The following is a 14,769-nucleotide window of genomic DNA, read 5'->3' on the forward strand; positions in this document are numbered from 1 at the left end:
TAGGCGCACATGGCCAAAGTCGTCATTCTCAACGGGACGAGCAGTTCCGGAAAGACGTCTCTGGCGCGCGCGATCCAGCGCCTCGCGAACGGCCCCGTGCTGCGTGTCAGCATGGACGACTTCCTTGAGATGATGCCGCCGCGCTTTGCCAATGACGATGAGGCGTTCAGCTTCCGACTAATCCCGGATGCCACGCCTGCCGTGGTCGAGATAGGGACCGGTTCATACGGCGAAGCACTCATGCGCGGTATGCGGACCTCTGTGGCGGCGCTTGCCGACGAGGGCCTCGATCTGGTGGTCGACGATGTCATGCTTGAGGCAGGCGATCAGGCACATTACCGCGACGTGCTGGGCGAACACCACGTTACTTTTGTCGCGGTGCGCTGCGCGCTGGAGACGGCAGAGCAGCGTGAGCGGGACAGGGGCGACCGTAAGATCGGCATGGCCCGCTGGCAGTTTACCCGTGTCCATGCAGGCCGGGACTATGATCTTGAAGTTTCGACCGATGAGGTGTCGCCGGATGAGGGCGCGCGGGTGATTCTGGGCGCTGTTGGGATGTAGTGCTTTGCCTCTTCATCCTTCGACTTCGCTCAGGATGAGGGAGCTGTTGTCGGGATGACGAGCTTCTTTGTGGCCGAATACAAAAACGGCCTCACCAACGGCCTCACCCTGAGCTTGTCGAAGGGCGAGGCCGATTGGTTTTTACTGTATTGGCAGGCTAGTCGACATACTCCCAGCGGTCGCCGCCGACATTACAGGCAGTGCGTTCGCGGTTGCCCTGGTAGACGATGCGGCACTCGCCGCTGTCATAGCCCTGGCTCTGATAGCCGGTATTATAGCCGGTCGTGGTCGCGCCATTGCTGTAGGTGGTGCTGGTGCGGTAGGTCCGCTCACCGCCATAAAGCTCATCCTGGCTATAGGTCCGGTTATAGGTGTCGTTGCTATAGCTGCCGCGATTATAGGCGTTCGGATCATAGCGATTGTCATAGGTGACACGCGACGGCGGATTGGTCCGGTTGCCATACTGATAGGTCGGCTGGGCCTGCGCCCTGCGGGCACAGTCATCGCTGCCGCTGCCGCCAAGGGCAGAGCCTGCAACACCGCCAACGATTGCGCCGATCACGGCACCGGCGATCTGGTCACCATCATTGTTATCGCGGTGGTGACGACCATAGCCGCGGCGATTGTAGCGGTCATAACGTCCATAGCGGTCGCGGCGATCATACCGGTCATAGCCGCGGTGGCGGTTGCGATAGCGCTTGTCATCATCGTCATCGGCAATGGTTGCGCCGAGTAGGCCGCCTGCGATCGCGCCCACAACACCTGCGGTCTGCTGGCGCTGGCGGCGCTCTCGTTCGCAGTTGAGATAGGCAGCGTTGCTGTTGGCCGATTGGCCATAGCCATAGCTGTCATAATCGGAATAGCCATAGTTCTGGGCGCCAGCCGGCAGCGCGATTGCGAGCGCTGCGGCGCTGCCCAGAATTGCTGTACGCATCTTGAACATCTGGTCTCCTTTGCCGGGGCGAACATCGTCCCCTGTTACTTCACCTGCCACAGTAACATCTGCGCCTGAACGCAGGCTGAAGGGTAAATTACAATTAATTCAAACTTCTAACCTATTGGCTGGACGAAGCGGGCTTGCTGCCCCATTTTTCCTGTATGGCTATCATGCAAGAAACGGGAAAGACGCTTGCCCGGGCGCGATATGGCGCCGCGCAGGCGATGCGCGCGGCCTGGTATGGCGCGCAGTACACGATCGCGAAACGCCGCTCTGCAGGCTTTAACCGGCCGGGCGAACCAGAGTTCAAGCCGATCAATCCGGTCGATACCAAAGAGCTACGCAAGGCCTATCTTGGCCTGTTCGCGAAGGACCGCGCCAATATAGAGGCTGGGCTTTACCCATCCCCTGAAGATGTTCGCCTTGCGGACCTGCCAAAGGCGGTCAGCCGGGCACGCTATTTCATGCGGGATGTTGCGGATGTGGATCGCAGGCGCGTTGCGCGCGAAGGCGATGAAGTGAGAGAGCAGTTCGAGGGCAGCAATCGCTATCCGGACTATTACCAGCAGAACTTTCACTATCAGACCGATGGCTGGCTTTCTGATGACAGCGCGAAGCTCTACGATCATCAGGTCGAGGCGCTGTTCACCGGCGCGGCAGACGCCATGCGACGCGGAGCGCTGGCTGAGATCGCGCAAGAGATGAAAGGCCGCGACCAGAGAGAGGTAAAGCTGCTCGATCTTGCATGCGGCACAGGCCGTTTCCTGCGCGAGACAATGCGCGCTTTTCCAAGGCTGCAGGCGACCGGTCTGGACCTCTCGCCCAATTATGCAGGCCGCGCCCGCCAGCTCGTCGCGCCCTGGCCGCAAGTCGAGATCATCGAGGGGCAGGCAGAGGTGCTGCCGCTGGAAGATGAGAGCCTCGACATGATCGTATCGATCTATCTTTTTCATGAGCTGCCAGAGGAAGTCCGCGCGAAGGCCATCGCTGAGGCCGCGCGTGTTCTCAAACCCGGCAGCGCGTTCATCGTGGCCGACAGCCTTCAATTCGGGGACAATGACGGTCTCGACGGGATTCTTGAACATTTCCCTGAAGGTTTCCACGAACCCTATTATAATGCCTATCTCGCATGGGACTTTGCGCCTGCCATGGAGGCGGCAGGTTTCAAATTGGAACGGACAGAGCTTGCATTCCTCACCAAGGTGAATGTCTGGCGCAAGACGGAAGGATAGGCAGTATGGCAGGCAACAGGCTCGCACTCATCACAGGCGCGTCGGCAGGTATCGGCGCTGAATTTGCGCGCCAGTATGCCGCCAAGGGGTGGGATGTCGCTCTGACGGCGCGCCGCCTCGACAGGCTGGATGGCCTCGCCCGCGAGATCGAGGAGAAATACAAGGTCTCGGCGATGACCATTTCGCAGGACCTTGCCCGCGACGGGGCGGCCGACACGATCCTGCATGAGCTGAAAGAAGCAGGCCGCCATGTCGATGCGCTGGTGAACAATGCAGGATACGGCCTGCCGGGCACCTTCTTCAATACGAGCTGGAAAGAGCAGGCAGACTTTATCCGTGTGCTCTACACGGTGCCGATCGAGCTGACCCACAAGCTCCTGCCTGGCATGGCAGAGCGCAATTTCGGGCGCATCATCAATGTCGCGTCGCTGGCCGGTTACGCGCCCGGCTCAAGCGGGCATACGCTTTATGCCAGCGTGAAGGCGGGCCTGATCAAATTCTCTGAAAGCGTGCATGCAGAAGCTGAAACGGCCGGCCATGATATTCACTGCACTGCGCTCTGCCCCGGCTTCACCTGGACCGAATTCCACGATGTGAACGGGACGCGGGAAATGACGAACGAGTCGCCCGAGTGGATGTGGATGGAGGCGGCGCCCGTCGTTAAGGCTGGACTGGAAGGTGTCGCGCGCGGCCAGCCAGTCGTTGTGCCTGGCATGGTGAACAAGGGCGTTGCGACACTGACACGGATCTTGCCAGAGCCTGTCGGCCGGGCGATCATGAAGAAACAGGGCAAACGCTTCCGGAAAGTGGACTAGGGCGAAAGCTCTGCCGCGATCCTGTCAGCAAGCAGGCGGCCAGCCCGTGTGAGCGATACTGTGGAGCCGTTCTGACGGATCAGACCGGTTTCGACGAAGCTTTTAAGCCCGTCTGGGTCGATTTCGCTACCTGTGACTTGCGTAATCCGTTCCAAATCGAAACCCGCTTCAGCCCTTAATCCCAATGCGATCAGTTCCCGCGCATTGTCCATTGGCGAAAGTCCGCTGAAGGATGCGGGTTCGAGAGGCGTTTGCGCGCTGAGCTGGTAATCGGCTGGCCGTGCAGGGGCGTGGGTCGCAATGCGAGTTCCATCAACGGTCAGGCGGCCATGCGCGCCTGGGCCGATGCCGATCCAGTCGCCGCCGCGCCAATAGGTCATGTTGTGATGCGACTGGTAGTGTTTCGACGCTGCGTGGTTTGACACTTCATAGGCTGGCAGGCCGCGTGCCTCGCAGACCTCTTGCGTTAGTTCATAGAGATCAGCCTGATCATCATCATCCATTGGCACGAGTTCACCTCGCCGGGCGCGCTGGCCAAAGGCGGTCCGCTCCTCAATGGTCAGCTCATAAAGCGAAAGATGAGGCGCGCCGAGCGTTAGTGCGTCAGTCAGTTCTGTTTTCCAGCTCGCCTGCGGTTGGCCGGGGCGCGCATAGATGAGATCGATCGACAGGTTTTCGAAAACGGTGAGGGCTTCAGCGACCGAGCGCTGCGCCATGGCTGCATCATGGTCGCGTCCGAGAAAATTGAGAGCCTCATTATCCAGTGACTGGATGCCGAGCGACAGGCGCGTGACGCCCGCCGCCTTCCAGCTTTCCAGGGCCGCGCGGTTGATGTCGACCGGATTGGCCTCCAGCGTTATTTCAGCGTCCGCCTCAAGCCCGAAGCGCTGATCCGCTGTCTTTATCAAGGCCGCGATATCAGCCGGCGCCATCAGCGACGGCGTGCCCCCACCCAGATAGACTGACCCCAATGCCGGGTGTCCCGCAAGCAGGTCTGCATGTCGGCCAAGGTCGCTCAATAGCGCCGCATTCAGCGGGGCGTTGTCCCGGTCCTTGGCCGCATAGACGTTAAAGTCGCAATACGGGCAGATGCGCGTGCAATAGGGCCAGTGGATATAGAGCCCGAAGCCGTGCGCCGGGCCGAAGGGTGGGGCATCGGCCATTTAAAGAAGGGCAGCCTTCAGCTTCGCGAAGGCATCAGCGCGGTGGCTCATCGCGTGTTTCTTCGCCGGGTCCATTTCGCCGAATGTCTCGGTCTCGCCCCTTGCGACGAAGACCGGGTCAAAGCCGAAGCCCTTGTCGCCGCGCGGTGGCCAGACCACCTCGCCCTCAACAGTCCCTTCGAAGACTTCCTCATGCCCGTCCGGCCAGACCACGGCGAGCGTGGAGACAAAGCGGGCGGTGCGGTCAGTCGCGCCGCTTTCCTTCAGCAGCGTCTCTACCTTTTCCATCGCGACATAGAAGTCGCGCGGCTCGCCCGCCCAGATGGCAGTATGCACACCCGGCATACCGCCGAGGGCGTCAACTTCGAGACCGCTATCGTCAGAGAGGGCAGGCGCGCCCGTCGCCTTGCAGGCCGCGCGGGCCTTGATGAGCGCATTGCCCGAAAAGGTCTGTTCGGTCTCTTCCGGTTCCTCCAGATCCAGCTCGATGGCGGAGACGACTTCCATACCGACAGGTTCGAAAAGGTCCTTTAGTTCGCGGACCTTACCCTTGTTATGCGTTGCCGCGACGAGACGGCCTTTCTCTAGTTTGCGAGTCATGCGTGGATGTGGCTCCGATCTTGCTTTCTGTGTGAACACGATTATCGTTTAACGGTAAATTCGCATGTGGCTGCCAGATAATGGCCGTTCAGCGGTATCTGAGGATTTGAAAGACATATGACAATCCGCCAGCATAACTCCATGGCTGCCTTTCTTTCGGGACTGATGCAGGTCGTGATCTGGATCGCGATCCTGAGCGGCATTATCGCCTTCATCCTGATCGGTGTCGGCCTGATCGGCAGCCTGAATGGCGGCGTCATGCGCGTGCCGGGCATGGAAGCCTATGTCGAAGGCGTGGCACCGGGCCAATTCATCGCGGGGCTTGCGGGTCTCGCCGTCTTCGCGCCGGGCATTATCTATGTCTGTATCCAGTTGCGTAGCATCCTTTCCACCCTTGCCAGTGGCGATCCGTTCGTGCCTGAAAACGGGCCGCGCCTCACCCGTATTGCGATGGCAATCGGTGCGATCGAACTTGCGCGCTATCTGACCGTTATTCTCCTCAATGCCTTTGTCGACCTTGGCAGCGACCAGCCCTTGAGGCTCAGCATCAACCTTGCCGCCTGGGCGGCAGTCATCGCGCTCTTCGTTCTTGCGCAGGTCTTCCGTGAAGGAAGCCGCCTGCGCGAGGAAGAGAAGATGACGATTTAGGAGGGCCTCACCCTATATGGCCATTCGCGTAACTCTCGACCGCGTTCTCCTCGAGCGCCGCATGTCTCTCACCGAACTCTCTGATCGCGTCGGCGTGACCCTCGCCAATCTGTCGATCCTTAAGACCGGAAAGGCAAAGGCGGTACGTTTCTCGACGCTTGAGGCGCTCTGCCGTGAGCTGGGCTGCCAGCCGGGCGACATTCTCATCTTCGACGAAGAAGGCGACGGCGCTGCCGAAGGCGAGGATGAGGCTGCGGCGTAGGCCCGGACATGGCGCGGTTCGATCTGATCGCGACCTACATGATGCCGAACCGCAAGAATGGGACGCTCTATACAGGATCGACGTCTGATCTATGGACCCGGATCGGCCAGCACAAATCTGGTCAGGGTTCGGTCTTTACCGCAAAGTATGGTTGCGACCGGCTTGTCTGGTGTGAATTCCATCAGGACATCTCGGCAGCTGTGCACCGCGAAAGGCGGCTGAAGACATGGCCGAGGCAGTGGAAAACCAATCTCATTGAAGAGGTCAATCCGGATTGGAAGGACCTTACGATGATACTTCCGTTCACGTGATGGCTTTTCAGTCTTTGGCTTGTCACGGCTTGTCCGTGGCATCCAGCTTCTGACCTCGCGGCTTGTGCAACTCAGGAGATGGGCCCCACGGACAAGCCGTGGGGAGGCAACCAAATTCGGGGCGAAGCATTGCTTGGATCAGCACTATCGGGGACCCAATGATGCAATTTTATAGTGTTGTAGCCGTTCTTTTTACCGCCCTCATCCTCGCGGCATGTGGCGGTGGTGATCGCGAGGTTGGCGAGTTCAAGAATGACTGGCTCGGTAACGAGATCAAGATTGACCGTCTTCAGGACCCAAAAGTCCCGGGCATTACCTGCCATATCGCCTATTTCGACCGCGGCGTCTGGGACCGGATCGGCAAGGGTAACTGGTTCGAGGATCCGTCAAACTCCTCCATTTCCTGCCTGAAGACCGGCCCCGTCACCATCGGCCGGATCGATCTCGATCGCTCTGGCGAGGAAGTCTGGGACCGTGGACGTTCGCTTATTTTCAAGCAACTCGCCGTGCGCCGGATCTACGACCCTGCAAGCGACGCGATGATGTATGTCTCATTCTCGCGCAAGCCGGTCGACGGCTCCGCCAAGATGAGCCTCTCCACGGTGCCCCTGTGGGACGCTGACGTTACGTGGGAGGGCCGGCAGAAGCCTGTGGCAGAGTAGGCGCCTATCAGCGGATGCGTTTAAAGGCGATGAACCTGAAGGGGACATAGGAAGCGGCGGCCGTGAAGCTGCCCCAGCACAAGCCGATAATCGTTACGGGGCCGAGGATACCAAGCGGCATTGCAAGCTTTTCAATCAGCGTCGTCTGGGCGTTTGGATCAGCATAAAGGGCGACCAGATACAGAACGTAATAGAACACTACGGCGCATAACACGCCGAAGCCCATCGCGCCCACGATAGTCGCCTCGGTCAGGCGATGCTTCCGTGATAGAAATATCAACGCTGCAAGAACCCCAATGCTGGCTGGCAGGGGGACGGCGAGAAAAATCCAAAAGAGGGCCGATAGACTTGGCGTTCCGGTCAACACATCAGAAAAAAGCAGAAGCATCGGGGAAAGTGGCCCTGCCAGGATACAGCCAAGGACGACTCGCCAAGGCGACTGGAACGCTAAAGCGCGGGAAGTTCGAACTTCGCTCATAGGGTATGCCCGGCAATCAAAGCGATCATGCAGGAGCGTGACGTGGCTGGCGATGCGGCGTTTCGCGCGCCCCGAATGGTTCGACTTCGCTCCCGAGTGACGTCTAAGCACGCGGCCTTTCGAGAGCAGGCAGCTGGCGGAGTAAGGCGTCGGTACATTTGCGTATCGACGGTCTTGGCCGTGTTGTGGCACGCGTAAGTCATGACTTATCAGAGACGCACTGCTGAGGAGCGACGCCGCGATATTAAGGCCCATGCCGGGAGCCTTGGTATTGATGACGCCTTCATCTCGAAGCTCGTGGAGACCTTCTACGCGCGGGTCAGGCAGCACGACCGACTCGGGCCGATTTTCAATGGTGAGATTGATGACTGGCCTGACCACCTCGCAAAGCTGAAGGACTTCTGGGCGTCTGTGGCGATGAATGCGGGGCGTTATTCCGGCAAGCCCGTGCCTGCGCACATGAAGCTTGAGGGCGTCCGGCGCGAGGATTTCGGTGAATGGCTGGGCCTGTTCAGGCGCACGCTGGAGGATATCTCGCCGGGCGCTGAAACCGTGGACTATTTCATGGTTCGCGCCGAGCGGATCGCGCAAAGTTTGCAGCTCGCCATGTTCGGGCTCGACAGTCTGGAGCGGGGCTAGGGCCCCACCCTATCCCTCCCGCGCGAAAGGGGAGGGTTGGGGTGGGGTCTTGAAGCTACCCGATCGCCTTCTTCTGCGCCTCGAAGAGCTCCGTGCAGCCTTTTTCCGCCAGCCGCATCATTTCCTCGACTTCAGGCCGGGTCATTGGGCGCTCTTCGCCGGTGCCCTGGATTTCGATGAAGCCGCCATCTGAGCTCATGACGACGTTCATGTCGCCTTCGCCGCCGGAGTCTTCGGGGTAGTCGAGGTCGAGGACGGGGTGGTCCTTGTACAGGCCGACCGAAATGGCGGCGGCCTGTTTCTGGATCGGGTCGGTCTTGATGACGCCTTCTTCGCGCATGTATTTCAGCGCGAGCGCCATGGCGACAAAGCCGCCGGTGATGGAGGCTGTGCGCGTGCCGCCATCGGCCTGGATGACGTCGCAGTCGATGGTGAGCTGGTTTTCGCCGAGCGCCGTCAGATCGACAACCGAGCGCAAGCTACGGCCGATAAGGCGCTGGATTTCCTGCGTGCGGCCGGACTGCTTGCCGCGGGCCGCTTCCCGGCTGCCACGGGTGTGGGTGGCGCGCGGCAGCATGCCGTATTCGCCGGTGACCCAGCCCTTGCCCTGACCGCGCAGCCATGGCGGCACGCTGTCTGACCATGAGGCGGTGCAGAGCACATGGGTGTGGCCGAATTTCGCAAGGCACGAGCCTTCAGCGTAGCGGGTTACATTGGTTTCCAGCACGATATCGCGCAGCTGGTCTGCGGTGCGGCCCGACGGGCGTACGAGGTCGGTCATTACAAATCTCCATCTTTCACCGGGGGGTGAAGCGACTCGAGATTGGCTTGTCCACCCCCGCTCATGGCTTCTGCTGCCTTTGCCTGTACGGCGCGGGTGATCGGGTACTTCCAGATCAGGATTGCGGCGAGGGCGTAGGACACCACCGGCACCCCGACAAAGACCGCCATCAGGCCGCGCACGGTCTCTGGTGAGTTCTCGCCCGCCGGATTGAAGCCGACGAGGACGCCGAGAAGGATGTAGGGAATGCCGATGGCGAAGCTCGCCCCGGTCTTGTAGGCGCCCGACATGAGCGAGAAGAAAAGCCCCGCCCGGTTGGCCCCGCCGCGCGCTTCTTCGGCCTCGACAAGGTCGGCCATCATGGAGCGCACCAGGATGAAGGGCGAGCCATATCCGAAGCCCGAAATGACGGCAGCGATCAGAAGCGGAACAATGCCGCCGCCAAAAACCGAAAGCGGGAAATAGGCAATATAGGTGATGGCCGACCACATGCAGACATAGCGCATAGCAACATATTTTTCGGTGCGCTTGGACAGCCAGACCCAGACGGGCATTGCCGCGAAACCGGCAATGAAATGCGCCATCAGGATAAGAGAGGCGGCGCCATGACCCACGCCGAAGCCCCAGAAGGAGGCAAAGAGGAATGTGCCGGCTGTGCCGGCAATGGCGATCCCGATGAATATCTCTGTTGCCAGCAGCCGCCACAGGGTCTGCTGACGAAGCGCTTCGAGAATGGCGGACGGATGGAAGCTGGCCTTCGGGGCGTTCGGGTCAGGCTGGGGGTCCGGAACGAGCCAGACGGCAGCGCCGACGGTGACCGGCAGGGCGATGATCAGGAACCAGCCCATGATCGATATCTGCTGGGCAAAGGTCACCCCGCCAAACCGCTCCAGAAGTGAGGGCAGGGCGAGCATGACGAGCATGGTGGAGATGGTGAAAAGTTCGCGCCACATGAAGAGGCGCGAACGCTCGTCATAGGAGCGCGCAACCGACGGGGCCCAGGCCTGGTGCGGCGTCGTGATCATCGTCGTGCCGATATAGAAAATGAACAGAATGATCCCGAGGAAGAGCGGCGAGACCGGAGGCCCGATCGGGTTATAGAGGAGCCAGACGGCCGGGAGCAGGATTGGCACCGCGATGATCAGCCAGTGCTTGATCTTGCCCATGCGGGACGGCTTGGTATCGACCAGCCAGCCCATGACCGGGTCTGAGAAAAGGTCCCAGAACCGCAGGATCATGAAGATGATCCCCACCATGGCTGTGCCGAGGCCCATCTGTTCGGCATAGAAAGGGGCAATGAAGACCGCCATAGGCAGGCCGACCGCCCCGAAGGGGATTCCGACCGAGCCGTATGCAATCACTTGTGAGGTAGACAGTTTCGTTGGCACACTGGACATGGATCAGACTGAAACCCATTTGCGGTCCGCGTCCAAGAGAAAAACAACCGATTAAACGCGTGATTGCAAACCCCGGAAATTCGCGCCCATGACCGAGAATTTCAAACCAACCGGCCTTCTCCAGAGCCTCGATGAGCGCTCTCGCTCTATCTTCCGTGAGATTGTCGAAACCTATCTGGAAACCGGTGAGCCCGTCGGCTCCCGTACCCTGTCAAAAAGCGGGATTGGCCTGTCTCCGGCTTCGATTCGCAACGTCATGTCGGACCTGACAGAGCTTGGTCTTCTGGACAGCCCTCATATCTCTGCTGGGCGGATGCCGACCCATATCGGGCTACGCCTTTTCGTCGATGGCTTCCTTGAGATTGGTGAACCCGTCGAGAATGATCGCGGCGCCATCGAGGATCGACTTCGCGCCAATGGACGGGACCTCCAGGGGGTGCTGAAAGAAGCCTCATCGATTCTTTCCGGCCTTGCAGGTGGGGCTGGGCTTGTGTCTTCGCCGACACGCGAGCGGCCTGTCCGCCATGTCGAATTTGTCCCGCTGGCGACTGGCGAGGCGCTTTGCATCCTGGTCGATGAGCTGGGCGAAGTCGAAAATCGCCTCGTCCCCATACCAAAGGGCCTGCCTGTCACGACACTCATCGAGGCCGGCAATTATCTTGCTGCGCGGATGAAGGGGCGTACCCTGCGCGAAGCAGCTTTGGCCATCCGGAGCGAAATCGCCGAGAGACGTGCCGAGCTCGATGCCGCAGCGACCTCTTTGGTCGAAAAAGGTCTGGCTGAATGGGCAGGCGAAGTTCCGGGAGAGGAACGCGCGCTGATCGTGCACGGGCGCGCAAACCTTCTTTCTGATTCGCGCGCGGCAGACGATATGGAGCAGGTCCGCCAGCTATTCGACATCTTGGACCGTCAGAAAGGGCTGCTGGACGTGCTGGACTCCACACGCGAAGCTGAAGGGGTGCGCCTTTTCATCGGTGCTGAAAACAGGCTTTTTCCGTTGTCGGGTTCAAGCCTGATTGTTGCCCCCTATATGAACGCCTCAAGACAGGTTATCGGCGCACTCGGCGTGATCGGTCCGACCCGGCTAAACTATGCAAGGGTTATCCCGATGGTTGACTATACCGCGCGTATCGTCAGCCAGATACTCGGCGAGCGCCAGAAATGAAGAACAAACGGAAGCGAACATGACTGAAGATCAGAAGCGTCCACCCGAAGCGGTAGAAACTGAAAACCTCGATGCGGGCTCTCCGGAGTCAGAGGTGCTGGAAGAGGCTGCAGAAGCCGACAACCGCGAACCGGACGCTGACACCCGAATTGCCGAGCTGGAAGGCGAGGTCACGGCCCTGAAAGACCAGGTGCTGCGCGCCCATGCGGAGATGGAAAACGTCCGCAAGCGGTCCCAGAAGGAAATCGCTGACGCACGCGTCTATGCGGTGGAGAAGTTCGCCGGCGACCTGCTCAGCGTGTCCGACAATCTTGCGCGTGCACTCGCGGCCTTGCCCGATGAGGAGCGCGACGCCCTGACCGAGGCTGGCCAGAATCTGCTCGGCGGTGTCGAGATGACGCAGAAAGAACTGCACGCGAAGCTCGCCAAGCATGGCGTCACAGCGATCGACGCGGAACCGGGCGCAACTTTCGACCCGAACAAACACGAAGCTGTCAGCCAGATTCCGTCGCAGCACCCGTCCGGGTCTATCGCCGAAACCTTCCAGTCCGGCTGGAAGATCGGGGAGCGTACCTTGCGGGCCGCAATCGTCGCGGTCAGTTCAGGTCCGGCAAACTAGGCATTCCAGGGGTCAGGTTCGGCGTCCGTCACCTGATCCCCGCTGCCTGCGCGTCGCCATGCATCCTCGTGGATCATGTAGGCCACGGTCTGGACTGCAGGTTCAATGAGGCCGATGCCAAGTGAGATGGCGAGGTTGCCTGTCAGCGCATAGGCAACCGACACCGCGACGGTGAGGTGCATGGCGCTGTAGGTCATGGTTTTGACGACGGCACGGGGCAGGCGGGGCAACAGGCTGGACATGTAAATGAAAATAGGCGGAGCGAGCTAGAGTTCCAGACTATTATTCGAAATAGATGTATCGGAATTTTCAATATCAAGCAGAGGTAGGCTCACTCAAATGTGATCCAGCCTCTTGAGCCAGCAAAAGGCCTTCCCATATCGCAGCGGTAGGACGTGTTTGCCAATGATGGCAGGCGCACATCTCAACCCGTAGAGCCGCTGTTTCGGGGTGCTGCCTCGACAGGCCCTGAAAAACGAAATGGCGGCGGCTGAAAGAAGAGAGAGTAGAAATGGGAAAGATTATCGGTATCGACCTCGGCACCACGAATAGCTGTGTTGCCGTCATGGATGGCAAAGAAGCCAAGGTCATTGAAAACGCAGAAGGCGCACGTACGACCCCGTCCGTGGTTGCCTTCACCGAAGGCGGCGAACGCCTCATCGGTATGCCGGCGCGCCGTCAGGCCGTCACCAACCCTGATTTCACCTTCTATGCGATCAAGCGCCTGATCGGCCGTCAGTTCGACGACCCGACCGCGCAGAAGGACAAGGCGATTTCGCCATTCGAGATCGTCAAGGGCAAGGGCGGCGACGCCTGGGTCAAGGGCCGCGACAAGGAATACGCGCCGCAGGAAATTTCCGCTTTCATCCTGACCAAGATGAAGGAAACTGCTGAGAATTATCTCGGCGAAGAAGTGACGCAGGCCGTCATCACGGTTCCGGCCTACTTTAACGACGCCCAGCGTCAGGCCACCAAGGACGCCGGCAAGATCGCAGGCCTTGAAGTCCTGCGCATCATCAACGAGCCGACGGCTGCCGCGCTCGCTTATGGTCTCGACAAAGAAGAGAACAAGACGATCGCTGTCTATGACCTTGGCGGTGGTACGTTCGACGTGTCGCTCCTTGAGATTGGCGACGGCGTCTTCGAAGTGCTGTCGACCAATGGTGACACCTTCCTCGGCGGTGAAGATTTCGACCTTCGCATCGTCGATTTCCTAGTCAGCGAGTTCAAGAAGGATCAGGGCATTGACCTTTCCAAGGACAAGCTGGCCCTTCAGCGTCTGAAGGAAGAAGCCGAGAAGGCGAAGAAGGAACTGTCGTCTGCAACGCAGTACGAAGTGAACCTGCCATTCATCACGGCCGACCAGTCCGGTCCAAAGCACCTCAACATCAAGCTGAGCCGTGCCAAGTATGAGAGCCTCGTCGAGGACCTCGTGAAGCGCACGATCGAGCCTTGCAAGAAGGCGCTGGCCGATGCTGGCAAGTCGACCTCCGACATCGACGAAGTCGTGCTTGTCGGCGGTATGACCCGCATGCCGGCTGTTCAGGCCGCCGTGAAGGACTTCTTCGGCAAGGAACCGCACAAGGGTGTGAACCCTGACGAGGTTGTTGCCATCGGTGCAGCCATTCAGGGCGGCGTCCTGCAGGGCGACGTGAAGGATGTCGTCCTTCTCGACGTGACCCCGCTGTCTCTCGGTATCGAAACGCTGGGCGGTGTCTTCACGCGCCTCATCGACCGCAACACCACGATCCCGACCAAGAAGTCGCAGACCTTCTCGACCGCTGAGGACAATCAGCCGGCCGTGACGATCCGCGTCTTCCAGGGTGAGCGTGAGATGGCTGCCGACAACAAGATCCTTGGCCAGTTCAACCTCGAAGGCCTGCCGGCGGCTCCACGCGGCGTCCCGCAGATCGAGGTGACGTTCGACATCGACGCCAACGGCATCGTGAACGTGTCGGCCAAGGACAAGGCGACCAACAAAGAGCAGAAGATCACCATTCAGGCGAATGGCGGCCTTTCCGACGACGAGATCAACTCGATGATGAAGGACGCAGAGTCCAACGCCGAGGCTGACAAGAAGCGCCGCGAACTGGTCGAAGCCAAGAACGGTGCCGAAGCTCTGGTCCACCAAACCGAGAAGCAGCTCGCCGAGCATGGCGACAAGGTCGGCACCGAAGTGAAGTCTGAAATCGAGAAAGCCTCTGAGGAGCTCAAGAAAGCTGCTGAAGGCGAAAACCTCGAAGACATTCAGGCCAAGCATCAGGCACTGATGACCGCCGCCATGAAACTGGGCGAGGCAATCTATGCCAGCCAGCAGGAAGAAGCGGCAGAGACCGACGCTAAAGCCGATGCGGCCTCGAGCGACGATGACGTCGTCGACGCTGACTTCGAAGAGGTGGACGACGACCGCAAGTCGGCCTAAACCCACCCTCATCTGACACTGAAGCGCCCCGCAACACACTTGCGGGGCGTTTTGCTATCACAAGACAGGGCGATGCG

At 59.9% G+C, this 14,769-nt stretch carries 18 protein-coding genes; 11 read left to right on the forward strand and 7 right to left on the reverse strand.

All coding sequences use genetic code 11. The annotated features are described in order from the left end of the window. The first annotated feature begins 9 nt into the window (after nucleotides 1-9). Entirely contained in the window at nucleotides 10-561 is a 552-nt protein-coding gene (locus O4G74_RS14540) for a chloramphenicol phosphotransferase CPT family protein (RefSeq protein ID WP_269403288.1), read from the forward strand. 157 nt (nucleotides 562-718) lie between these two features. Here the strand turns inward: O4G74_RS14540 and O4G74_RS14545 are convergent, their stop codons facing one another. After that, nucleotides 719-1,504 carry a hypothetical protein gene (locus O4G74_RS14545; RefSeq protein ID WP_269403289.1) on the reverse strand — a complete coding sequence of 262 codons (786 nt, stop codon included), beginning with the start codon at nucleotides 1,502-1,504 and terminating at the stop codon, nucleotides 719-721. 155 nt (nucleotides 1,505-1,659) lie between these two features. Here O4G74_RS14545 and O4G74_RS14550 point away from each other — a divergent pair, with 155 nt between their 5' ends. After that, nucleotides 1,660-2,730 carry a class I SAM-dependent methyltransferase gene (locus tag O4G74_RS14550; RefSeq protein WP_269403290.1) on the forward strand — a complete coding sequence of 357 codons (1,071 nt, stop codon included), beginning with the start codon at nucleotides 1,660-1,662 and terminating at the stop codon, nucleotides 2,728-2,730. Nucleotides 2,731-2,735: 5 nt separating this feature from the next. Beyond that, nucleotides 2,736-3,545: an SDR family NAD(P)-dependent oxidoreductase gene (locus O4G74_RS14555; protein ID WP_269403291.1), complete on the forward strand. Its 810-nt coding sequence runs from the start codon at nucleotides 2,736-2,738 to the stop codon at nucleotides 3,543-3,545. Here the strand turns inward: O4G74_RS14555 and hemW are convergent. Next, a complete protein-coding gene (hemW, locus tag O4G74_RS14560) occupies nucleotides 3,542-4,708 on the reverse strand; it encodes a radical SAM family heme chaperone HemW (protein WP_269403292.1) in 1,167 nt (388 codons plus the stop codon). The genes O4G74_RS14555 and hemW overlap by 4 nt on opposite strands. Continuing rightward, nucleotides 4,709-5,308: an RdgB/HAM1 family non-canonical purine NTP pyrophosphatase gene (gene rdgB, locus O4G74_RS14565; RefSeq protein WP_269403293.1), complete on the reverse strand. Its 600-nt coding sequence runs from the start codon at nucleotides 5,306-5,308 to the stop codon at nucleotides 4,709-4,711. It lies immediately after the preceding gene. Between the two features lie 141 nt (nucleotides 5,309-5,449). On the opposite strand from rdgB, the gene O4G74_RS14570 reads away from it, so the two are divergent. From O4G74_RS14570 to O4G74_RS14585, 4 genes are all read left to right on the forward strand, one after another. Continuing rightward, nucleotides 5,450-5,956 (forward strand): DUF2975 domain-containing protein, encoded by a 507-nt coding sequence (locus O4G74_RS14570; RefSeq protein ID WP_233350383.1) that lies wholly within the window; start codon nucleotides 5,450-5,452, stop codon nucleotides 5,954-5,956. A gap of 16 nt (nucleotides 5,957-5,972) precedes the next feature. Beyond that, on the forward strand, nucleotides 5,973-6,218 hold the full coding sequence (locus O4G74_RS14575; RefSeq protein WP_119378581.1) for a helix-turn-helix domain-containing protein: 246 nt from the start codon (nucleotides 5,973-5,975) through the stop codon (nucleotides 6,216-6,218). Between the two features lie 8 nt (nucleotides 6,219-6,226). Continuing rightward, nucleotides 6,227-6,529 (forward strand): GIY-YIG nuclease family protein, encoded by a 303-nt coding sequence (locus tag O4G74_RS14580; RefSeq protein WP_269403294.1) that lies wholly within the window; start codon nucleotides 6,227-6,229, stop codon nucleotides 6,527-6,529. A 158-nt stretch (nucleotides 6,530-6,687) separates the two neighbouring features. Beyond that, on the forward strand, nucleotides 6,688-7,191 hold the full coding sequence (locus tag O4G74_RS14585; protein ID WP_269403295.1) for a CreA family protein: 504 nt from the start codon (nucleotides 6,688-6,690) through the stop codon (nucleotides 7,189-7,191). Nucleotides 7,192-7,198: 7 nt separating this feature from the next. Here the strand turns inward: O4G74_RS14585 and O4G74_RS14590 are convergent, their stop codons facing one another. After that, nucleotides 7,199-7,579, reverse strand: a complete 381-nt coding sequence (locus O4G74_RS14590; protein WP_269403296.1) for a hypothetical protein — start codon at nucleotides 7,577-7,579, stop codon at nucleotides 7,199-7,201. 291 nt (nucleotides 7,580-7,870) lie between these two features. Here O4G74_RS14590 and O4G74_RS14595 point away from each other — a divergent pair, with 291 nt between their 5' ends. Further along, nucleotides 7,871-8,308: a group III truncated hemoglobin gene (locus tag O4G74_RS14595; protein WP_269403297.1), complete on the forward strand. Its 438-nt coding sequence runs from the start codon at nucleotides 7,871-7,873 to the stop codon at nucleotides 8,306-8,308. Between the two features lie 55 nt (nucleotides 8,309-8,363). On the opposite strand, the gene rph is transcribed toward O4G74_RS14595, so the two are convergent. Beyond that, complete coding sequence (gene rph / locus O4G74_RS14600; RefSeq protein WP_018147991.1) at nucleotides 8,364-9,089, reverse strand: ribonuclease PH; 726 nt, start codon at nucleotides 9,087-9,089, stop codon at nucleotides 8,364-8,366. After that, nucleotides 9,089-10,486 carry an MFS transporter gene (locus O4G74_RS14605; protein ID WP_269403298.1) on the reverse strand — a complete coding sequence of 466 codons (1,398 nt, stop codon included), beginning with the start codon at nucleotides 10,484-10,486 and terminating at the stop codon, nucleotides 9,089-9,091. The genes rph and O4G74_RS14605 overlap by 1 nt, the downstream gene beginning before the upstream one ends. 88 nt (nucleotides 10,487-10,574) lie before the next feature. Here O4G74_RS14605 and hrcA point away from each other — a divergent pair, with 88 nt between their 5' ends. Next, nucleotides 10,575-11,651: a heat-inducible transcriptional repressor HrcA gene (gene hrcA / locus O4G74_RS14610; RefSeq protein ID WP_119378575.1), complete on the forward strand. Its 1,077-nt coding sequence runs from the start codon at nucleotides 10,575-10,577 to the stop codon at nucleotides 11,649-11,651. 19 nt (nucleotides 11,652-11,670) lie between these two features. Beyond that, the gene (locus O4G74_RS14615) at nucleotides 11,671-12,270 is read left to right on the forward strand and encodes a nucleotide exchange factor GrpE (RefSeq protein WP_269403299.1); all 600 of its coding nucleotides are present in this window, start codon (nucleotides 11,671-11,673) and stop codon (nucleotides 12,268-12,270) included. Here O4G74_RS14615 and O4G74_RS14620 read toward each other — a convergent pair. Beyond that, complete coding sequence (locus O4G74_RS14620; protein WP_269403300.1) at nucleotides 12,267-12,512, reverse strand: DUF2061 domain-containing protein; 246 nt, start codon at nucleotides 12,510-12,512, stop codon at nucleotides 12,267-12,269. The genes O4G74_RS14615 and O4G74_RS14620 overlap by 4 nt on opposite strands. Before the next feature lie 269 nt (nucleotides 12,513-12,781). Between O4G74_RS14620 and dnaK the strand changes: the two genes are divergently transcribed. Continuing rightward, on the forward strand, nucleotides 12,782-14,692 hold the full coding sequence (dnaK, locus tag O4G74_RS14625) for a molecular chaperone DnaK (protein ID WP_269403301.1): 1,911 nt from the start codon (nucleotides 12,782-12,784) through the stop codon (nucleotides 14,690-14,692). Nucleotides 14,693-14,769: the final 77 nt, after the last annotated feature.

The sequence above is a fragment of the Henriciella marina genome (assembly GCF_027213945.1).
GTDB classification, from domain to species: domain Bacteria; phylum Pseudomonadota; class Alphaproteobacteria; order Caulobacterales; family Hyphomonadaceae; genus Henriciella; species Henriciella marina_A.